We start from the raw sequence: 21532 nt of genomic DNA on the forward strand, positions 1-21532 counted from the left end.
GATTCATCCGAGCTGTGCCGGGAAATTTCCGCCCTGTTTCTATCCCGGCCCTGGACTGTCCCGCTCGTCCGGCGCTATACATCCGGAATACATCGGATGACCGCGAGAGGTCGGATGTTCGAGCGGGAGTTCGTCGCAAGAGTTCTTCAGTCAGGACTCAGCCACAGGGGGCGTGCATGAGGCCGAGTGTCACCGGGTTCGACGTATACGACATCCGCTTCCCCACCTCGGAGCAGCTCGACGGCTCGGACGCGATGAACCCCGACCCGGACTACTCGGCCGCCTATGTGGTGCTGCGCACCGACGGCCCGGACCGCACCGAGGGCCACGGCTTCGTCTTCACCATCGGCCGGGGCAACGACGTCACCGCCGCCGCCATCGAGGCGCTGCGGCCGTACGTGGTGGGCCGGCCGGCGCCGAGGAGCGCCGCCGACCTCGCGGCGCTCCACCACGACCTCACCCATGACTCGCAGTTGCGCTGGCTCGGTCCGGAGAAGGGCGTGACGCACATGGCGGCCGGCGCGGTCGTCAACGCCGCCTGGGACCTGGCCGCGACCGCCGCCGGGCTGCCCGTCTGGGAGTTCCTGGCCGCGATGACCCCCGAGGAGCTGGTCTCCCTCGTCGACTTCCGCTACCTCACGGACGTGCTGACCCGGCAGGAGGCGCTCGCCCTGCTGCGCGCCGCCGAACCGGGCCGCGCCGAACGGGCCCGGCTGCTGCGCGCCGAGGGCTATCCCGCCTACACCACCTCGCCCGGCTGGCTCGGCTACGACGACGCCAAGCTGGTCCGGCTCGCCAAGGAGGCGGTCGCGGACGGCTTCGCGCAGATCAAGCTGAAGGTCGGCGCCGACCTCGACGACGACGTACGGCGGCTGCGGCTTGCCCGCGCGGCGGTCGGGCCCGGCGTCCGCATCGCCGTCGACGCCAACCAGCGCTGGGACGTGCCGGACGCGCTGCGCTGGATGGCCGCGCTCGCCCCGTACGCCCCGCACTGGATCGAGGAGCCGACCAGCCCGGACGACATCCTGGGCCACGCGGCCGTACGGGCCGGGCAGCCGGTGAAGGTGGCCACCGGTGAACACGTCGCCAACCGGGTCGTGTTCAAGCAGCTCCTCCAGGCCGGCGCGGTCGACTTCGTGCAGATCGACGCGGCCCGGGTCTCCGGCGTCAACGAGAACCTGGCGATCCTGCTGCTCGCCGCCAAGTACGGCGTCCCCGTCTGCCCGCACGCGGGCGGCGTGGGCCTGTGCGAACTCGTCCAGCACCTGGCGATGTTCGACTACGTGGCCGTCTCCGGCACCCGCGAGGACCGCGTCATCGAGTACGTCGACCACCTCCACGAGCACTTCACCGACCCGGCCGTCATCGAGGGCGGCCGCTACCGCGCACCCCGCGCCCCGGGCTTCTCGGCCCGGATGCGCCCCGAGTCGATCGCCGCCTACCGCTACCCGGACGGACCGGCGTGGCTCGCCCGCCGCCCGGCACAGGAGGTCATCTCATGAGCACCCTGCGGGAGTTCACCCCGCCCGACGCCGCACCCCGGGACTTCACCGGCATGGCCGCACTGGTCACCGGCGGCGCCTCCGGGATCGGCGCGGCCACCGCCGGGCTGCTGGTGGCCCGGGGCGCCCGCGTCGCCGTGCTCGACCGGGACGTCAAGGGCGCCCCGCACGGCACCCTCGCCCTGGAGGCCGACGTCACCGACGACGCGGGCGTACGGGAGGCGGTGGCCCGGGCCGCGCGGGAGTTCGGCGCCCTGCACACGCTCGTCTCCAACGCCGGGACCGGCGCCACCGGCACCGTCGAGGACAACGACGACGCCGAGTGGCACCGGGTCCTGGACGTCAACGTCCTCGGCATGGTCCGGGTCGCCCGCCACGCGCTGCCGCACCTGCGGCGCGCGGCCCGGGAGCGGCCCGGCCACGTCTCCGTCACCCACACCTGCTCGATCGCCGCCACCGCGGGCCTGCCCCAGCGCGCCCTGTACAGCGCGGCCAAGGGCGCCGTGCTCTCCCTCACCCTCGCCATGGCCGCCGACCACGTGGCCGAGGGCATCCGGGTGAACTGCGTCAACCCGGGCACGGCGGACACCCCGTGGGTCGCCCGGCTGCTCGCCGGGGCCGACGACCCGGAGGCCGAGCGGGCGGCGCTGCGGGCCCGCCAGCCCATGGGCCGCCTGGTCACCGCCGACGAGGTGGCCGCCGCCATCGCGTATCTGGCGAGCCCGGCCGCCTCCTGCGTCACCGGTACCGCCCTGGCCGTCGACGGCGGCATGCAGGGCCTGCGCCCGCGCCCCACCCTCTGAGCCGCGAACCGCGAAGGACACCACCATGAGAGTGCGTACGACAACTGCCGCCGCCTGCTGCGTACTGCTGGCGGCCGGGGCACTGGCGGGCTGCAACCGCGACTCCGGCGGCGGCACCGGGGACAGGAAGGTCGGCATCGACCTGCCGCGCAGCGACAGCGACTTCTGGAACTCCTACCAGCAGTACATCCAGAAGGGCACGAAGGCGGGCGAGGCCTCCGCGCTGCCGCTCACCAACTCGCAGAACGACATCGGCAAGCTCGTCGCCAACGTCACCGCCTTCATGGACCGGGGAGCCAAGGCCGTCATCATGGCCCCGCAGGACACCGGCGCGGTCGCCTCGACCCTGGAGACCCTGCACAGCAGGAAGATCCCGGTCGTCAGCGTCGACACCCGCCCCGACAAGGGCGACGTCTACATGGTCGTACGGGCCGACAACAAGGCGTACGGCGAGAAGGCCTGCACGTTCCTGGGCGAGCGGCTGAAGGGGAAGGGCAAGGTCGCCGAGTTCCAGGGCGATCTGTCCTCCATCAACGGCCGCGACCGCTCCCAGGCGTTCAAGGCCTGCATGGCCAAGGACTTCCCCGGCATCCAGGTCTTCGAGCTGGCCACCGACTGGAAGGGCGACGTCGCCTCCGCCAAACTCCAGTCGACCCTCGCCGCCCACCCCGACCTGAACGGCATCTACATGCAGGCGGGCGGCGTCTTCCTCCAGCCCACCCTCGCCCTCCTGGAGCAGAAGCACCTCCTGAAGCCGCCGGGCGCCCCCGGCCACATCACCATCGTCTCGAACGACGGCATCCCCGAGGAGCTCGACGCCATCAAGGCCGGGAAGATCGACGCCACCGTGTCGCAACCCGCCGACCTCTACGCCAAGTACGCGCTGTACTACGCCAAGGCGGCCCTGGACGGGAAGACCTTCAAGGAGGGCCCGACCGACCACGGCTCCATCATCGTCAAGATCCCCGGCGGGTACGAGGACCAGCTCCCGGCGCCGCTGGTGACCGAGGCCAACGCCGGTGACCCGGCGCTGTGGGCCAACCAGCTCCAGAAGAAGGGCTGACCGTGAGCGCCGAGCCCGCCCTGGACGCCCGGGGGATCGTCAAGCGCTTCGGGCCGACCCTGGCGCTCGACTCGGTCGCGCTGACCGTGCGGCCCGGCGAGTCCCACGCGCTCGTCGGCCGCAACGGCGCCGGCAAGTCCACGCTGGTCGGCGTGGTCACCGGACTGCACCGCCAGGACGCCGGCACGGTGGCCTTCGGCGGGGCGCCCGCGCCCGCCTTCGGCGACCTGGCGGCCTGGCGGTCCAAGGTGGCGTGCGTCTACCAGCGGTCCATGGTCGTCCCGGACCTCACCGTCGCCGAGAACCTCTTCCTCAACCGCTTCGAGGGCCGCCCGATCCGCTGGGGACGGCTGCGGCGGCGCGCGGCGGACCTGCTCGCGGAGTACGGGGTGAACGTCGACCCGGACGTACGGGCCCGTGAACTGACCGTGGAGCAGCGCCAGTTCGTGGAGATCGCCCGCGCCCTCTCCTTCGGCGCCCGGCTGATCGTCCTGGACGAGCCGACCGCCCAGCTGGACGCGCGCGGCATCGAGCGCCTGTTCGGCAAGCTGCGCGAGCTCCAGGCCCAGGGGGTGGCGTTCCTGTTCATCTCGCACCACCTCCAGGAGGTGTACGAGCTGTGCACCGCCGTCACCGTCTACCGCGACGCCCGCCACGTGCTGACCGCGCCGGTGGCCGAGCTGGCCAAGGACGACCTGGTGGCGGCGATGACGGGTGAGGCGGGCGGCGGGGCCTCCTGGCAGGCGGGCACCCGTGCGGTGCGGGAGGACGCGGCTCCGGTCCTGACGGCCGAAGGGCTCGCCCTGGACGGCGAGTTCGAGCCGGTCGACCTCGCCGTGCGCCCCGGCGAGGTGCTGGGCCTCGCGGGGGCCGCCGCCAGCGGGAACACCGCGCTCGGCGAGACCCTGGCCGGGATGCGCCGGGCGAGCGCGGGCCGGATCGCGGTGCGCGGGCGGACGGTGAGGCCGGGCAGCGTGCCGCACGCGCTCGACGCGGGCATCGGCTACATCCCCGAGGACCGGCACCGCCAGGGCCTGGTGCCCCAGCGCTCGGTCGCGGAGAACGCCACGCTCACGGTCACCGACCAGCTCGGGCCGTGGGGGACCGTACTGCCCTCCCGTACACGGGAGTTCGCGCGGTCGATGATCGCCTCGCTGGACATCAGGACCCGGGGGCCGGGGCAGCCGGTGTCCGGGCTCTCCGGCGGCAACCAGCAGAAGGTCGTGGTGGCGCGGGCACTGGCCAGGAGACCGGTGGCGCTGGTCGCGGTGCGCCCCACGGCCGGGGTCGACGTGAAGTCCAAGGAAGCGCTGCTCGCGGTGGTGCGGCGGGTCGCCGACGAGGGGAACGCCGCCGTGATCGTCTCCGACGAGCTGGACGACCTGCGCGTGTGCGACCGGGTGCTCGCGCTGTTCCACGGGCGGGTCGTCGCCGCATACGACAGCGGGTGGAGCGACCGGGAGCTGGTCGCCGCCATGGAAGGTGTGGGGGAGCGGCCATGACCGAGACGGTGACCACGGCGCCCGCCGGGGTGACGGGCGCGGCCGCGCGGCGGCGGCTCGCGCACGTGCGCTGGAGCGACTTCTCGCTGGTCCCGGTGATCCTGGTGCTGATGGTGATCGGCTTCATCGTGTCGCCGGTCTTCCTCACCTCGGACAACCTGATCAGCGTGATCCAGCAGTCCTCCGAGCTGAGCCTGCTGGTGCTCGGCCAGGCGCTGATCCTGATCTGCGGCCGGATGGACCTCTCCCTGGAGTCCACGATCGGCATCGCGCCGGTGCTCGCGATGTGGCTGGTGCTGCCGTCGGAGGGCGGCCGGTTCGCCGGGCTCGGCCTGCTGCCCACCTGGACGGCGATCCCGCTCTGCCTCCTGGTGGGCGTGGCGATCGGTGCGGTCAACGGCTTCCTGATGCTGAAGCTCAACGTCAACGGGTTCATCGCCACGCTCGGCATGCTGACGATGCTGCGCGGCCTCCACGTCGGCATCACCGAGGGCAAGTCGATCACCGATGTGCCGGAGTCCTTCCGCTACCTCGGCAAGACCGACTGGCTGGGCGCCCCGGCCGCCGTCTGGATCTGCCTCACCCTCTTCGCCGTCGGCGGCGCCGCGCTCGCCTGGCTGCGCCACGGGCGGGCGCTGTACGCGATCGGGGGCAACCCGGAGGCGGCGCGGGCGGCCGGGATCCGGGTGGACCGGATCACCTGGGCGGTCCTGGCGATCGGCGGCCTGCTCGCCGCGTTCGCGGGGATCCTCTACACCGGCCACTACGGCTCGGTCGCCGCGACCCAGGGCAACGGCTGGATCTTCCAGGTGTTCGCGGCGGCGGTGATCGGCGGGATCAGCCTGAAGGGCGGCCGGGGCACGCTGTTCGGCGCGCTCACGGGTGTGCTGACGCTGCAGCTGGTGGTCAACGTCATGACCCTGGGCGGGGTCCCGGCCCTGTGGAACCAGTTCCTGAACGGGGCGATCATCATCGTCGCGCTGGTGATCTCGCGCTTCGCGAGCGGGGAGAAGCAGGACTAGGGAGGCGTTGTGTTTTGCCTGCGGGCCGGTGGGGGCTGGTCGCGCAGTTCCCCGCGCCCCTTAAGTGCCGCTGCGCGGCATCCCCTGGGCGCCCCGCAGGGGCGCATTTAGGGGCGCGGGGAACTGCGCGAGCAACCCACCACCGGCCCGCAGACAAACCCCGGGCACCGCTACAGCGTCGACCGCAGCCACTGCTCCACGCTGGCGATATGGACCGTCGCCCAGGACCGCGCCGCCTCCGCGTCCCGGTCGCGCAGGGCCGCGAGGATGGCGCGGTGTTCGTGGAGGGTGCGGGCCACCGCGTCCTCCTGGGTCAGGCCGCGCCACACCCGGGCCCGGGTGGTGGGGCCCGAGAGGCCGTCCAGGAGCGAGCAGAGCACCGAGTTCCCGGCGCTCTGCACGATCCCCCGGTGGAACTCCAGGTCGCAGGCGACCAGCTCCTCCACCGACGGGTCCGGGCCGAGCGCGTCCAACTGGGCCGCCAGCGCGTCCAGTTCCGCGTCCTCGATCCGGGCCGCCGCCATCGCCGTCGCCGCGGGCTCCAGGATCCGCCGCACCGCCAGGAACTCAAGCACCGTGTCGTCCCGGTGGAAGTCCACGACGAAGCTCATCGCCTCCAGGAGCAGCTGGGGATCGAGGCTGGTGACGTACGTGCCGTCGCCCTGGCGCACGTCCAGGATGCGGATCAGGGACAGCGCGCGGACCGCCTCGCGCAGCGAGTTCCTGGACAGGCCGAGCTCGGCGGCGAGTTCGCTCTCCTTGGGCAGCCGGTCGCCCGGGCGCAGCGCACCGGAGACGATCATTTCCTTGATCTTCTCGATGGCCTCGTCGGTGACTGCCATGGGGCGACCTCCATACAGGGGCATACATCCGATGAATCGGCCCCCATTATGCGTCCCAGAGCCGCGTCGGCGCCTCCTTCCGCACGACGGGGGCGATCTCCTCCGCGAACCGCTGGAGCGTGTCGACCTGTTCGGCCGTCGACAGACCGAAGCCGTCCACGCTCACCGACTGCAGATCGTGGCGGTACACCTCGTGGTAGCCGAGGATCTTGTCGATGATCCGCTGCGGCGAGCCGATGAGCTGCGGCCCGTTCTCGATCGCGTCCTCGATCGTCCGGAACGGCGTGTTGTAGCCCGGCTTGCCCTCCAGGTGCGGCTTGAAGGTCTGCCGCACCCGCGCCTCGTACACGTCCCGGTACCGGGCGATCGCCTGCTCGTCGGTGTCCGCGATGAGCAGCCCGCCCGACCCCGCCGCCACATACGCGCGCGCCGGGTCGTGCCCGTACTCCTCGAACTTCTCCCGGTAGTGCGCGATCAGCTTCGCGTACGCCTCGCGGGGCTGGATGGCGTTGGCGGTGAACAGCGGGTCGCCGTGCTCGGCGGCGAGCTCGGGGGAGTTGAGGCTGGTCGCCGAGCCGTGCCAGATGCGCGGCACCCCGGCGTACGGGCGCGGCACGGTCGTCACCCCGCGCAGCGGCGGGCGGAACTCGCCCTCCCAGTCGACGCCCTCCTCGCTCCACAGCCGCCGCAGCAGCTCGTACTTCTCCTTCTGGAGGTCCCACTGGCGGGCCTCGTCGAGGCCGAACAGGTCGAAGTGGCCGGCCTCCGCGCCCTTGCCGACGACCAGCTCGATACGGCCCCGGGAGATCTGGTCGAGGGTGGCGTAGTCCTCCGCGACCCGCACCGGGTCCAGGATCGCGACGACCGTGACGCCGGTGAGCAGCTTGATCCGGGTGGTACGGGCCGCGAGCGCGGCGAGCAGGACGGTCGGGCTGGACGAGAGGAAGGCCCCGGCGTGCCGCTCGCCGACCGCGTACGCGTCGAAACCGAGCCGCTCGGCGGCCTCGCCGACGCTGAGCACCTCCTCCAACCGGTCGGCGGCGGAGGCGAGTTCACCGGTCAGCGGGTGCGGGGCGTGACCGACTATGGAGAGCACCTGGAATCTCATGCCTCCACTGTCCGCGCGGGTTGTTGCACGCGCGTGTACGGGGTGTGGCAGCCCCGCCGGACGCGTCCGCGCAGGCGAAAGGGGCGGCTCCCCCCGTGGGAACCGCCCCTTCCGGCGCTGACTGGCCGGACTAACTATACGTCAGTTCTTCTTGCCGAGCAGGTCGTCGACCTTGCCGCGGATCTCGTCGGTGGCCAGGCCCCGGATCGTCAGCGTGGTGCGGCGGCGCAGCACGTCGTCGGCCGTCTCGGCCCACTCGTGGTCGCGCGCGTAGACGACCTGCGCCCAGATCTCCGGCGCGTCCGGGTGGATCCGCTCGGCCAGCGCCGCGTCCTCGTTGGCCAGGCGCGCGATGTCGAAGGAGAGCGAGCCGTAGTGGGTGGCGAGGTGCTTGGCGGTGTCGGCCGCCATGCGCGGGCCGGGCGCCGGGCCGTCCACCATCAGACGGTGGGCGACGGCGCGCGGGTTGGCTATGCCGGGCAGCGGCAGCTTGCCGGGGAGCTCCGAGATGGGCTCGAAGTCGTCGCCGAGCGGACGCCCGGGCAGCTGCTCCAGCTTCTTCATCACCGTACGGCCGATGTGGCGGAAGGTCGTCCACTTGCCGCCGGCGACCGACAGCATGCCGCCGCGGCCCTCGGTGACGACCGTCTCGCGCTTGGCCTTGGAGGTGTCGCCGGGACCGCCCGGAAGGACGCGCAGACCGGCGAAGGAGTACGTGATCAGATCGCGCGACAGCTGCTGGTCGCGGATGGAGAACGCGGCCTCGTCGAGGATCTGGGCGGTGTCCTTCTCGGTGACCGCGACGTCCGCCGGGTCGCCCTCGAACTCCTCGTCCGTGGTGCCGAGCAGGAGCATGTCCTCCCACGGCAGGGCGAAGGTGATGCGGTACTTGTCGATCGGGGTCGCCAGCGCCGCCTTCCAGGGGGAGGTGCGCTTGAGGACCAGGTGCGCGCCCTTGGACAGGCGGATGGAGGGGGCCGCGTCCGGGTCCTCCATCTTGCGCAGGTGGTCGACCCAGGGGCCGGTCGCGTTGAGCACCAGACGGGCGTTGACGCCGAACTCGTCGCCGGAGAGGCGGTCGCGCAGATCGGCACCGGTGACCCGGCCCTTGGTGAAGCGCAACCCGGTGACCTCGGCGTGGTTGAGCACCGCGGCGCCCGCGTCCACGGCCGCGCGGACCGTCATCAGGGCCATGCGCGCGTCGTTCATCTGGTCGTCGCCGTACACGGCCACGGCCTTCAGGTTGTCCGTCCGCAGCTCCGGCACGTCCTGCGCGGCCTTGGAGGGCGAAAGGAGGTGGCCGACGCCGTCACCGAACGCGGAGAGCGCCGAGTAGGCGAAGACGCCCGCGCCGAGCTTGGCCGCGCCGTGCGGGCCGCCCTTGTAGACGGGCAGGTAGAAGGTGAGCGGGTTGGCGAGGTGCGGTGCCACCTGACGCGACACCGCACGCCGCTCGAAGTGGTTCTCGGCCACCAGCTTGACCGCGCCGGTCTGCAGGTAGCGCAGACCGCCGTGGAGGAGCTTGGAGGAGGCCGAGGAGGTGGCGCCGGCGAAGTCGCCGGCGTCCACCAGGGCCACCCGCAGCCCGGACTGCGCGGCATGCCAGGCGGTGGAGATGCCCAGGATGCCGCCGCCGATCACCAGGAGGTCGTACGTCGCCTTGGAAAGCTGCTCCCGAGTTTCGGCGCGGCTCTGGGTGGAGCCGGAGGCCGGGTGCGTCCCAAGGGCAGGGACGCTCTGCAGGGTGGTCATTTCGATTACTCCTCGTCCTCGATCCAGCCCATGGTCCGCTCGACGGCCTTGAGCCAGTTCTTGTACTCGCTGTCACGCTTGTCGGCGTCCATGCGAGGGGTCCATTCCGCCGCCCGGCGCCAGTTGGCGCGCAGCGCGTCGGTGTCCGGCCAGAAGCCGACGGCCAGACCGGCGGCGTAGGCGGCGCCGAGGCAGGTGGTCTCGGCGACCATCGGACGCACCACCGGCGCGTCCAGGAAGTCCGAGAGGGTCTGCATCAGCAGGTTGTTGGAGGTCATGCCGCCGTCGACCTTGAGCGCGGCCAGCTCGACGCCGGAGTCCTTCGTCATGGCGTCGGTGATCTCGCGGGTCTGCCAGGCGGTGGCCTCCAGGACGGCGCGGGCGATGTGCGCCTTGGTGACGTACCGGGTGAGACCGGCGATCACACCGCGGGCGTCGGAGCGCCAGTACGGGGCGAACAGACCGGAGAAGGCCGGCACGAAGTAGGCGCCGCCGTTGTCCTCGACGGAGGAGGCCAGGGTCTCGATCTCGGCCGCGGTCTTGATCATGCCCATCTGGTCGCGCATCCACTGGACGAGCGAGCCGGTGACGGCGATCGAGCCCTCGAGGGCGTAGACCGGCTTCTGGTCGCCGATCTGGTAGCCGACGGTGGTCAGCAGGCCGTTGTACGAGTTGACGGGCTTGTCACCGGTGTTCATCAGCATGAAGGTGCCGGTGCCGTACGTGGACTTGGCCTCGCCCTCCGAGAAGCAGGTCTGGCCGAACAGGGCCGCCTGCTGGTCGCCGAGCGCGGAGGCGACCGGGATGCCGTCCAGGACGCCGCCCTTGGCGTGCCCGTACACCTCGGCGGAGGAGCGGATCTCGGGCAGCACGGCCGCCGGGATCTCCATGGAGGCGAGGATCTTCTCGTCCCACGCCATCTCGTGGAGGTTCATGAGCAGTGTGCGCGAGGCGTTGGTGACGTCCGTGACGTGCACACCGCCGTCGACGCCGCCGGTCAGGTTCCAGATGACCCAGGAGTCCATGGTGCCGAAGAGGATCTCGCCGTGCTCGGCGCGCTCGCGCAGGCCCTCGACGTTGTCGAGCAGCCAGCGGACCTTGGGGCCGGCGAAGTACGACGCGAGGGGCAGGCCCGTCTCGCGGCGGAAGCGGTCCTGGCCGACGTTGCGGCCGAGCTCCTTGCAGAGCGCGTCGGTGCGGGTGTCCTGCCAGACGAGCGCGTTGTGCACGGGCTCGCCGGTGTTCTTGTCCCACAGCAGCGTGGTCTCGCGCTGGTTGGTGATGCCGATCGCCTTGACGTCGGCGGCGGTGATGCCCGCCTTGTCGATGGCGCCCGCCACGACTTCCTGGACGTTGGTCCAGATCTCGGCGGCGTCGTGCTCGACCCAGCCCGGCTTCGGGAAGATCTGCTCGTGCTCCTTCTGGTCGACCGAGACGATCCGGCCGTCCTTGTCGAAGACGATGCAGCGGGACGAGGTGGTGCCCTGGTCGATGGCCGCGATGAACGGGCCGTGGCCGTGCGAGGCGGTGGTGTGGGTGTCGCTCACGGGGTTCTCCTGGAGGTCTGAAGGTCTCTACGGCTCAACGGCTCAGGCGAAGGCGAGGTTGTACAGGCCGCCCGCGAGGGCGGCACCGGCCAGCGGGCCGACGACCGGCACCCAGGCGTAGGCCCAGTCCGAACCGCCCTTGTTGGGCAGCGGCAGCAGCGAGTGCACGATGCGCGGACCCAGGTCGCGGAACGGGTTGATGGCGTAGCCCGTGGGGCCGCCGAGCGAGAGGCCGAGGCCGACGACGACCAGGGAGGTGATCAGCACGCCGATGACGCCGAGGCCCTTGCCGTCGCCGTTCAGGCCCTGCGTGAGGATCGCGAGGACCAGCACGGCCGTACCGATGATCTCGGTGGTCAGGTTCTGTATGGCGTTGCGGATCTCGGGGCCGGTCGAGAAGATGCCGAGCACCGGGCCCGCGTTGGCCGCGCCGTTGTGCGGACCCTCGACCGGCTTATCGGCAGGGTCGCCGACGATCTCCGGGTCGGTGAGGTGCGCCTGGAACTGCCCGTAGTAGGCCAGCCAGACCAGCGTGGCGCCGATCATCGCGCCGAGCAGCTGCCCCGCCAAGTAGGTGGGCACGTCGCTCCACTCGGTGCCGCCCTCGATGGCGAGGCCGAGCGTCACCGCCGGATTGAGGTGCGCACCCGAGAGCGGGGCGGAGATGTAAGCGCCGGTGAGCACCGCGAAGCCCCACCCGAAGGTGATGGCGAGCCAGCCCGCGTTGCGTGCCTTGGAGCTCTTCAGCGTGACGGCGGCGCACACGCCACCGCCGAGCAGGATGAGAACGGCGGTACCGATGATCTCGCCGGTGAAGATGTCGGAGCTGGACACCCGCGACTCCTTTGTCCTTCGTCCAGGGGAAGGCGAACCCCGGGTCACTCCGGTGGTCCGCGCCCTCACGTCGAGGGCTTGGCGGCCCTTGGCGTTGTCACACTCTAACTCGTATTGCCGTTAGGTGTTCGACAATGCCGACCGATGAACGGCAGTGTTGCTCCGGCGTTAAGTCGACGTCAAGGGTTCTGTGGCCGGTATCCCGATCGTTACCAGCAGGTATCTTTCGGCCACATTGATCGAAAACTTCCAGCCAGGATCGGAAATGATCAGAACAGGGCCGGAAGTGGCTGGTCAGGCCCGCGCAAGGGCCCACGCAAGGGTCCGCGCCAGGGGCCCGCGGCCGGGTCAGAAGCGGCCGGCGCCCAGGTCGCGCGAGACCGAGCGGGCGCAGTCGCGCACCGCCGCCACCAGCTCGGAGCGGACCTCGCCGTCCTTGCACACGCGCTCCACGGCCCCGGTCACCCCCACCGCGCCCACCGGCATACGGCGCCGGTCGAAGATGGGCGCGGCCACCGAGGCCACCCCGTCCCAGGTCTCCTCCAGGTCGCTCGCCCAGCCGCGCGCCCGCGCGAGGTCGAGCAGCTCCTCGAAGCCGGCGGCGGTGGTGACCGTGCGGGGCGTGAACGCGGTCCGCTCGCCGTCCACCGCCTCGGTGTGCGCCACCGGGTCGAACGCGGAGAGGACCTTGCCGAGGGCGGTCGAGTGCAGCGGCTGCATCGCCCCGACCTCCAGGACCTGGCGGCTGTCGTCGGGCCGGAAGACGTGGTGCATGATCAGCACGCCCTGCTGGTGCAGGACGCCCACGTACACGCTCTCGCCGCTGGAGCGCGCCAGGTCGTCCGTCCACACGAGGGCGCGCGCCCGCAGCTCGTGGACGTCCAGATAGCTGTTGCCCAGGCGCAGCAGCTCCGCGCCGAGCTGGTAGCGGCCGGAGGCCGGGTCCTGCTCGACGAACCCCTCCGCCTGGAGGGTGCGCAGGATGCCGTGCGCGGTGCCCTTGGCCAGGCCGAGCGCGGAGGCCACTTCGGACAGGCCGAGCCGCCGCTCGCCGCCCGCGAGCAGCCGCAGCATGGCGGCCGCCCGTTCGAGCGACTGGATGTTCCGCGCCATCGCGCTTCCTCCCACTTCGGAACGTTGAGTTCGACAATGCTGAACAGTATCGGCCGTTGTCGACCCCCTGTCACCGTGATGGACGGCCCCCGCCGCCATCCGGCCAGTTCAGATGACAGCCGCACCGGGGCCATCCGGCCGTCACCCGCGAGGCCCCCCGCGCAGTCCGCCCCGTGGGACACCTGTGCCCACCCGCCCCGCACCCGGTTACCCTGACCGGGTGCGGCCTCCCCGAGGACGCCGCAAAGCCGACAGCCGTCGCACTCCAGGGAGCACATCCATGGCCTCGTTGCCTACCCCTTCCGCTGACAGCCGGACCCGCGCCGACGCGCTCCGCGAAGCGCTCGCCACCCGTGTGGTGGTGGCCGACGGAGCCATGGGCACCATGCTCCAGGCCCAGGACCCCACCCTGGAGGACTTCCAGGACCTAGAGGGCTGCAACGAGATCCTCAACGTCACCCGGCCCGACATCGTGCGCTCGGTGCACCAGGAGTACTTCGCGGTCGGCGTCGACTGCGTCGAGACCAACACCTTCGGCGCGAACTTCTCCGCCCTCGGTGAGTACGACATCCCCGAGCGCGTGTACGAGCTGTCCGAGTCGGGCGCCCGGATCGCCCGCGAGGTGGCCGACGAGTTCACCGCCTCGACCGGCCGGCAGCGCTGGGTGCTCGGCTCCATGGGCCCCGGCACCAAGCTGCCCACCCTCGGCCACGCCCCGTACACCACGCTGCGCGACGCCTACCAGCAGAACGCCGAGGGCATGCTCGCGGGCGGCGCCGACGCGCTCCTGGTGGAGACCACCCAGGACCTGCTCCAGACCAAGGCCGCCATCCTCGGCGCCCAGCGCGCCCTGGACGTGGCGGGCTACCGGGTCCCGATCATCTGCTCGGTCACCGTCGAGACCACCGGCACCATGCTGCTCGGCTCCGAGATCGGCGCCGCGCTCACCGCCCTTGAGCCGCTGGGCATCGACATGATCGGCCTCAACTGCGCCACCGGCCCAGCCGAGATGAGCGAGCACCTGCGCTACCTCGCCCGCAACTCCCGGGTGCCGCTGTCCTGCATGCCCAACGCCGGACTGCCCGTCCTCGGCAAGGACGGCGCGCACTACCCGCTCTCCGCGCCGGAACTCGCCGACGCCCAGGAGACGTTCGTCCGCGAGTACGGCCTCTCCCTGGTCGGCGGCTGCTGCGGCACCACGCCCGAGCACCTGCGCCAGGTCGTCGAGCGGGTCCGGGGCCTGGCCCCCACCGAGCGCCACCCGCGCCCCGAGCCCGGCGCCGCCTCGCTCTACCAGAGCGTGCCGTTCCGCCAGGACACCTCGTACATGGCGATCGGCGAGCGCACCAACGCCAACGGGTCCAAGAAGTTCCGCGAGGCCATGCTGGAGGGCCGCTGGGACGACTGCGTGGAGATGGCCCGCGACCAGATCCGCGAGGGCGCCCACATGCTCGACCTCTGCGTCGACTACGTGGGCCGCGACGGCGTCGCCGACATGGAGGAGCTGGCCGGCCGCTTCGCCACCGCCTCCACCCTGCCGATCGTCCTCGACTCCACCGAGGTGAACGTCCTCCAGGCCGGTCTGGAGAAGCTCGGTGGGCGCGCGGTCATCAACTCCGTCAACTACGAGGACGGCGACGGGCCCGAGTCGCGGTTCGCCAAGGTCACCGAGCTGGCCGTGGAGCACGGCGCGGCGCTGATCGCGCTGACCATCGACGAGGAGGGCCAGGCCCGTACCGTCGAGAACAAGGTCGCCATCGCGGAGCGGCTCATCGACGACCTCACCGGCAACTGGGGCGTGCGCGAGTCCGACATCCTCATCGACGCGCTGACCTTCACCATCTGCACCGGCCAGGAGGAGTCCCGCAAGGACGGCATCGCCACCATCGAGGCGATCCGCGAGCTCAAGCGCCGCCGCCCGGACGTCCAGACCACGCTCGGCCTGTCCAACATCTCCTTCGGCCTCAACCCGGCCGCCCGTGTCGTGCTCAACTCCGTCTTCCTGGACGAGTGCGTCAAGGCGGGCCTCGACTCCGCCATCGTGCACGCCTCCAAGATCCTGCCGATCGCGCGGCTTGAGGAGGAGCAGGTCAAGGTCGCGCTCGACCTGATCTACGACCGGCGCGCCGAGGGGTACGACCCGCTCCAGCGGCTCATGGAGCTCTTCGAGGGCGTCAGCACCAAGTCGATGAAGGCGGGCAAGGCCGAGGAGCTCCTCGCGCTGCCGCTGGACGAGCGCCTCCAGCGCCGGATCATCGACGGCGAGAAGAACGGCCTGGACGCCGACCTCGACGAGGCCCTCCTCACCCGTCCCGCCCTCGACATCGTCAACGACACCCTCCTGGAGGGCATGAAGGTCGTCGGCGAGCTCTTCGGCTCCGGTCAGATGCAGCTGCCGTTCGTCCTCCAGTCCGCCGAGGTCATGAAGACGGCCGTGGCCCATCTGGAGCCGCACATGGAGAAGTCCGACGCGGAGGGCAAGGGCACCATCGTGCTGGCCACCGTGCGCGGCGACGTCCACGACATCGGCAAGAACCTCGTCGACATCATCCTCTCCAACAACGGCTACAACGTCGTCAACCTCGGCATCAAGCAGCCCGTCTCCGCGATCCTGGAGGCCGCCGAGGAGCACCGGGCGGACGTCATCGGCATGTCCGGCCTCCTGGTGAAGTCGACCGTGATCATGAAGGAGAACCTGGAGGAACTCAACCAGCGCAAGATGGCCGCCGACTACCCGGTGATCCTCGGCGGCGCGGCCCTCACGCGCGCGTACGTCGAGCAGGACCTGCACGAGATCTACGAGGGCGAAGTCCGCTACGCCCGCGACGCGTTCGAGGGTCTGCGCCTGATGGACGCCCTGGTCGCGGTGAAGCGCGGCGTGCCCGGCGCGACCCTGCCCGAGCTCAAGCAGCGCCGGGTGCCCAAGCGCGCGGCGGCCCTGCCCGAGGCGGAGGAGCCCGAGGGCTCGGTCCGCTCGGACGTGGCCGTCGACAACCGCATCCCCGAGCCGCCGTTCTGGGGCACCCGGGTGATCAAGGGCATCGGCCTCAAGGAGTACGCGTCCTGGCTCGACGAGGGCGCGCTCTTCAAGGGCCAGTGGGGCCTCAAGCAGAACCGGGCCGGCGACGGGCCGAGCTACGAGGAGCTGGTGGAGACCGAGGGCCGCCCGCGGCTGCGCGGCTGGCTGGAGCAGCTGCACACCAGGAACCTGCTGGAGGCGGCCGTCGTCCACGGCTACTTCCCGTGCGTCTCCAAGGGCGACGACCTGATCATCCTGAACGAGGACGGCTCGGAGCGGACCCGCTTCACCTTCCCGCGCCAGCGCCGCGGCCGCCGGCTGTGCCTGGCGGACTTCTTCCGCCCGGAGGAGTCCGGCGAGACCGACGTCGTCGGGCTCCAGGTGGTCACGGTCGGCTCGAAGATCGGCGAGGCCACGGCCGAGCTGTTCGAGGCCAACTCCTACCGCGACTACCTCGAACTGCACGGCCTGTCCGTGCAGTTGGCCGAGGCGCTGGCCGAGTACTGGCACGCGCGCGTGCGCAGCGAGCTCGGCTTCGCGGGCGAGGACCCGTCCGAGGTGGAGGACATGTTCGCGCTCAAGTACCGCGGCGCGCGCTTCTCGCTGGGTTACGGGGCCTGCCCCGACCTGGAGGACCGCGCGAAGATCGCCGAGCTGCTGCAGCCGGAGCGGATCGGCGTCCACCTCTCCGAGGAGTTCCAGCTCCACCCGGAGCAGTCCACGGACGCGATCGTCATCCACCACCCGGAGGCGAAGTACTTCAACGCACGGTAGGCGCTGGTCGCCGCGAGGTTTATCACGAGCGTTTCCGACCGCCGAGACGTACACTTGTCGGTCCAGTGCAGGCCGGTTCCCACCCTGGGAACCGGCCTTCTCGTCCCTCCAGGAGGTGTGCCCGGATGACCACCACGGTTCCCGCGCCCGAAACCCGTACGGCCGAAGGCTCCGCGCTCCAGGCCGTCTTCCTCGACATGGACGGCACACTGGTCGACACCGAAGGGTTCTGGTGGGACGCCGAGGTGGAGGTCTTCGCCGCCCTCGGCCATCCGCTCCAGGAGAGCTGGCGCGACGTCGTGGTGGGCGGGCCCATGAGCCGCAGCGCCGGGTTCCTCATCGAGGCCACGGGCGCCGACATCACCGTCCCCGAGCTCACGGTGCTGCTCAACGACCGCTTCGAGGCGCGCATCAGCCGCGGGGTGCCGCTGATGCCGGGAGCCGCCCGGCTGCTCGGCGAGCTCGCCGAGCACTCGGTGCCGACCGCCCTGGTCTCGGCCTCGCACCGGCGGATCATCGACCGGGTCCTGCACTCGCTGGGCGCCCGCAACTTCGCGCTCACCGTCGCCGGGGACGAGGTCGGGCGCACCAAGCCGCACCCCGAGCCGTATCTGTTCGCGGCCGCCGGGCTCGGTGCGGACCCCACCAGATGCGCGGTCGTCGAGGACACCGCGACCGGCGTGGCGGCCGCCGAGGCGGCCGGGTGCCGGGTGGTGGCGGTGCCGTCCGTCGCGCCCATCGAGCCCGCCTCGGGCCGGGTCGTCGTCGATTCCCTCGAACAAGTCGACCTGGCTTTTCTGCGCACCCTGATCACGCGGATGAACTGATCCCTTCACACAGCGTGCCTCCTGAATGCGGCGCAAACTCATCGCATCCGGCCGTGCCTTTTCCGTGACCCCGCAAGGGCGTCGCGACAGCACGACCACGGTTGAATTCACGACGGGTCAATGCGTGTCAAGGGGGTGACGTTCGTCACCTGATCTGCCGTCAGTGACCCGCGTCAAGGGCATCTCCGGGGCCTCCGGAGGTGCCCTTGTGTCCTGTTTGATGATCTCCTGTACGAAAGATTCCGCCGCCGCGATATCGGCGGGCCGCTATTTCCGGCCACTGCGTGGCGTGTGAATGGAGCAGGCCCAGTACGGGCTTTCCCGGCCCGCCCACTAATCTCGTCGCGAGAACTTCGCCGCACCCTCAACTGCCCCGGCACCCACCCAGCCGCCGGGCGCGCAGGTCCGATCGTACGTACCGGCCCGATCGCCCCCGCCCCGACCGGGCGGCCGCGGCGGAGTGATGCGTACATCGCTGTACCCCAGTGCCGGACACATAGGGAGAACGTCCAGGATGAACCGCAAGACTTTGGTGCTGCCGGCCGTAGTGGGCCTGCTCGCCCCCGTACTCGCCGCGTGCGGCGGGGCAGGAAGTGGGGGTGGCGGCGGCAAGGCCATCGTCGTGGGCACCACGGACCAGTTCGTGGTCACCAAGGACGCGCCCGCTCCCTTCGACCCGGCCTACGCGTACGACACCGGCGCCTGGAACGTGCTGCGCCAGACCGTGCAGATGCTGGTCCACGTCCCGCGCGGCGGCGGCGAGCCCGTCCCGGACGCGGCCTCCAGCTGCTCGTTCACCGACAAGGAGAACGAGAGCTACCGCTGCAAGCTGCGCAGCGACATGAAGTTCGCCGACGGCTCCAAGCTGACCGCCGCCGACGTCCACTACTCCATCCAGCGCGTCCTGAACATCAAGGACGACAACGGCCCCATCGCGCTCCTCGAGAACATCGACACGATGGAGACCAAGGGCGACGACGAGATCGTCTTCCATCTGAAGACCCCGGACGCCACCTTCCCGTACAAGCTCGCGACGCCCGCCGCCGCGATCGTGCAGAAGGACAAGTACCAGCCGAAGAAGCTGCGCGGCGGCTTCGAGGTGGACGGCTCCGGCCCGTACACCCTCAAGGCCGAGTACAAGGGCGACAAGGTCGTCAAGGCCGTGTTCAGCAAGAACCCCAACTACAAGGGGGACTTGAAGGTCAACAACGACAAGGTCGAGCTGCGCCCGTTCGCCGACGCCGACTCCATGGGCGCCGAGCTCGAATCCGGCAAGATCGACATGATGACCCGCTCCATGTCGCCGGAGCAGATCCAGAAGTACTCGGTCACCCCGCCCAAGGACGTCAACCTGGTCGAGATGCCCGGCCTGGAAATCCGCTACCTGGGCTTCAACACCAACGACCCGTCGGTGAAGAACAAGGCCGTCCGCCAGGCGATGGCCGCGGTCGTCGACCGCGGCGCGCTGGCCTCCAAGGTGTACGGGGCGACCGCCGAGCCGCTCTACTCGCTCATCCCGACCTCGATCGCCGGGCACACCAACTCGTTCTTCAACAAGTACGGCGAGCCGAGCAAGCAGAAGGCCGCGAACATCCTGCGGGCCGCCGGTGTCTCCACCCCGGTGAAGCTCACGCTGAACTACACGGGCGACCACTACGGCCCGGGCACCGCCAAGGAGTTCTCGATCCTGCGGGACCAGCTGAACTCCACCGGTCTGTTCGCCACCACGCTCAAGGCGACCGACTGGCCCAAGTACCGCCCGGCCCAGAAGGCCGGCGAGTACGCCGTCTACGGCCTCGGCTGGTTCCCCGACTTCCCGGACCCGGACAACTACGTCGCGCCCTTCCTCGGCCGCGACAACTTCCTCAACTCGCCGTACTCCAACGTCGAGGTGCGCAACACCCTGATCCCCGAATCCCGCGTGGCGGCCGACCGCAACCAGGCCGCCAAGCCGTTCGAGAAGATCCAGGACATCGTCGCCAACGACGTCCCCGTGCTCCCGCTGTGGCAGGGCAAGCAGTACGTCGCCGCCCGCAGCGAGATCACGGGCACCGAGTGGGCGCTCAACTCCTCGGCCGACCTCCAGCTCTGGGAGCTGGGCCGCGGCGTGAAGTAACGCAGGACCCGGCCGCGATCATCACGTGCCGGCAAGCAATTTCAGTGAGGCCGCACTCCCGGGGCAACCCCCGGGAGTGCGGCCGAGCAAAGACTGTGAGGCACTTGCACGTGAAGATACGGAACCGATGGCTGACGGGCCCGCTCGCCGCGGGGCTGGCGGCCGGTCTCCTCAGCGGCTGCGGCTCGGAGGACGGATCCTCGTCCGGGAACGGCGAGTCGGTGGTCATGGGAATGTCGGACGACATCCTGGCCACCGACCCGGCCTCCGGCTACGACCCGGGCTCCTGGCTGCTGTTCAACAACGTCTTCCAGTCGCTGCTCAGCTTCCCCAAGGGAAGCACCACCCCGCAGCCCGAGGCGGCCGAGCGCTGCTCGTTCGACAAGGGCGGCTCCCAGGTCTTCCGCTGCACCCTGCGCTCCGGCCTGAAGTTCACCAACGGCCACGCGCTGACCTCCGAGGACGTCAAGTTCTCGTTCCAGCGGGTGCTGAAGATCAACGACGCCAACGGGCCCGCGCCGCTGCTCTCCACCCTGGGCAAGATCGACACCCCGGACAAGCAGACCGTCGTCTTCCACCTCAAGGTGCCGGACGCCACCTTCCCCAGCAAGATCGCCTCCGGTGCCGGCTCGATCGTCGACCACGAGACGTACCCGGCGAACAAGCTGCGCACCGACGGCAAGGCGGTCGGCTCGGGCGTCTACAAGCTCGACGCGTTCGGCGAGAAGCAGGCGAGCTTCTCGGTCAACTCCAGCTACAAGGGCACTGCCAAGGTCAAGAACTCCGGCATGACCATGAAGCTGTTCCACGGCCGGCAGAAGGAGCTGGCGGACGCGCTGAAGAACGGCGACGTCGACCTCGCCTACCGCGGTCTCACCGCCAAGGACATCGCCGACCTCCAGGCCACCAGCGTGGTGGACAAGAAGGGCGTCAAGGTCGTCGAGGGCACCAGCGCCGAGGTCCAGCACCTGGTCTTCAACATGAACGACCCGGTCGCCGGCAAGCCCGCCGTCCGCAAGGCCATCGCCTACCTCGTCGACCGCGAGGCGCTGGTGCGCGACGTCTACAAGTCGACCGCGACACCGCTCTATTCGATCGTCCCGTCCGGCATCACCGCGCACAGCACCTCGCTGTTCGACATGTACGGCGGCAGCCCGCAGCCCGCGAAGGCCAAGCAGGTCCTGCACAAGGCCGGCCTCACCGGCAAGGTGAAGCTCACCCTGTGGTCCACGCCGATCCGCTACGGGCCGGGCACCGACGACGAGATGCGGGCCATCGCCAAGCAGCTCAACGCGAGCGGGCTGTTCGAGGCCGATGTGAAGTCCGTCGAGTTCAAGCAGTACGAGAAGGACATCGAGGCCGGCAAGTACGGCGTGTACGTGAAGGGCTGGATCCCCGACTACCCGGATCCGGACAACTTCACCTCGCCGTTCTTCGGCAAGGACAACGTGCTGTCCAACCATTACGACAACAAGGCGATCACGGGCGAGGTCCTCCCGTCGACGGCCGCCACGGAGGACCGCTCGGCCACCGAGGCGGAGTTCTCCCGCCTCCAGGACATCGTCGCCAACGACCTGCCGATCCTGCCGCTGTGGCAGGGCAAGCAGTACGCGATGGCCCGCGAGGGCGTGGCGGGCCTCGAGTGGACCCTCGACTCGTCGACGGTGTTCCGGTTCTGGGAGATCAGCAAGAACTAGGCGGGGGCGCG

General features: G+C 70.5%; 15 protein-coding genes. 9 read left to right on the forward strand and 6 right to left on the reverse strand.

Annotated elements, in window-relative coordinates; genetic code table 11:
- The first annotated feature begins 176 nt into the window (after window positions 1-176).
- Genes QIY60_RS23635 through QIY60_RS23655 form a run of 5 tightly spaced genes read left to right on the forward strand, consistent with a single transcriptional unit; the run spans window position 177 to window position 5892 of the window.
- On the forward strand, window positions 177-1502 hold the full coding sequence (locus tag QIY60_RS23635) for an enolase C-terminal domain-like protein (RefSeq protein WP_283144216.1): 1326 nt from the start codon (window positions 177-179) through the stop codon (window positions 1500-1502).
- Window positions 1499-2305 carry an SDR family oxidoreductase gene (locus tag QIY60_RS23640; protein ID WP_283144217.1) on the forward strand — a complete coding sequence of 269 codons (807 nt, stop codon included), beginning with the start codon at window positions 1499-1501 and terminating at the stop codon, window positions 2303-2305. The genes QIY60_RS23635 and QIY60_RS23640 overlap by 4 nt, the downstream gene beginning before the upstream one ends.
- A gap of 25 nt (window positions 2306-2330) precedes the next feature.
- Window positions 2331-3368, forward strand: coding sequence for a sugar ABC transporter substrate-binding protein (locus tag QIY60_RS23645; protein ID WP_283144218.1), 1038 nt, complete (start codon window positions 2331-2333; stop codon window positions 3366-3368).
- 2 nt (window positions 3369-3370) lie between these two features.
- The gene (locus tag QIY60_RS23650) at window positions 3371-4870 is read left to right on the forward strand and encodes a sugar ABC transporter ATP-binding protein (protein ID WP_283144219.1); all 1500 of its coding nucleotides are present in this window, start codon (window positions 3371-3373) and stop codon (window positions 4868-4870) included.
- Window positions 4867-5892, forward strand: a complete 1026-nt coding sequence (locus tag QIY60_RS23655) for an ABC transporter permease (protein ID WP_283144220.1) — start codon at window positions 4867-4869, stop codon at window positions 5890-5892. Before QIY60_RS23650 ends, QIY60_RS23655 begins: the two co-directional genes overlap by 4 nt.
- A 170-nt stretch (window positions 5893-6062) precedes the next feature.
- On the opposite strand, the gene QIY60_RS23660 is transcribed toward QIY60_RS23655, so the two are convergent.
- The 6 genes from QIY60_RS23660 to QIY60_RS23685 form a co-directional block, all read right to left on the reverse strand.
- Entirely contained in the window at window positions 6063-6734 is a 672-nt protein-coding gene (locus tag QIY60_RS23660; protein ID WP_283144221.1) for a FadR/GntR family transcriptional regulator, read from the reverse strand.
- A 46-nt stretch (window positions 6735-6780) separates the two neighbouring features.
- Window positions 6781-7842 carry an LLM class flavin-dependent oxidoreductase gene (locus QIY60_RS23665; protein ID WP_283144222.1) on the reverse strand — a complete coding sequence of 354 codons (1062 nt, stop codon included), beginning with the start codon at window positions 7840-7842 and terminating at the stop codon, window positions 6781-6783.
- Between the two features lie 141 nt (window positions 7843-7983).
- Complete coding sequence (locus tag QIY60_RS23670; protein WP_283144223.1) at window positions 7984-9594, reverse strand: glycerol-3-phosphate dehydrogenase/oxidase; 1611 nt, start codon at window positions 9592-9594, stop codon at window positions 7984-7986.
- 5 nt (window positions 9595-9599) lie between these two features.
- Window positions 9600-11141, reverse strand: a complete 1542-nt coding sequence (gene glpK / locus QIY60_RS23675; protein WP_283144224.1) for a glycerol kinase GlpK — start codon at window positions 11139-11141, stop codon at window positions 9600-9602.
- 42 nt (window positions 11142-11183) lie between these two features.
- Entirely contained in the window at window positions 11184-11975 is a 792-nt protein-coding gene (locus tag QIY60_RS23680; protein ID WP_190089653.1) for an MIP/aquaporin family protein, read from the reverse strand.
- Window positions 11976-12323: 348 nt separating this feature from the next.
- Window positions 12324-13088 carry an IclR family transcriptional regulator gene (locus QIY60_RS23685; protein WP_266991402.1) on the reverse strand — a complete coding sequence of 255 codons (765 nt, stop codon included), beginning with the start codon at window positions 13086-13088 and terminating at the stop codon, window positions 12324-12326.
- Window positions 13089-13368: 280 nt separating this feature from the next.
- Here QIY60_RS23685 and metH point away from each other — a divergent pair, with 280 nt between their 5' ends.
- From metH to QIY60_RS23705, 4 genes are all read left to right on the forward strand, one after another.
- Entirely contained in the window at window positions 13369-16881 is a 3513-nt protein-coding gene (gene metH / locus QIY60_RS23690) for a methionine synthase (protein ID WP_283144225.1), read from the forward strand.
- A gap of 125 nt (window positions 16882-17006) precedes the next feature.
- A complete protein-coding gene (locus QIY60_RS23695; RefSeq protein ID WP_283144226.1) occupies window positions 17007-17708 on the forward strand; it encodes an HAD family phosphatase in 702 nt (233 codons plus the stop codon).
- 514 nt (window positions 17709-18222) lie between these two features.
- On the forward strand, window positions 18223-19824 hold the full coding sequence (locus QIY60_RS23700) for an ABC transporter substrate-binding protein (protein ID WP_283144227.1): 1602 nt from the start codon (window positions 18223-18225) through the stop codon (window positions 19822-19824).
- 110 nt (window positions 19825-19934) lie between these two features.
- The gene (locus tag QIY60_RS23705; RefSeq protein ID WP_283144228.1) at window positions 19935-21521 is read left to right on the forward strand and encodes an ABC transporter substrate-binding protein; all 1587 of its coding nucleotides are present in this window, start codon (window positions 19935-19937) and stop codon (window positions 21519-21521) included.
- Window positions 21522-21532 lie beyond the last annotated feature (11 nt).

The organism is Streptomyces sp. BPTC-684, from assembly GCF_030028635.1.
Lineage (GTDB): Bacteria > Actinomycetota > Actinomycetes > Streptomycetales > Streptomycetaceae > Streptomyces > Streptomyces noboritoensis.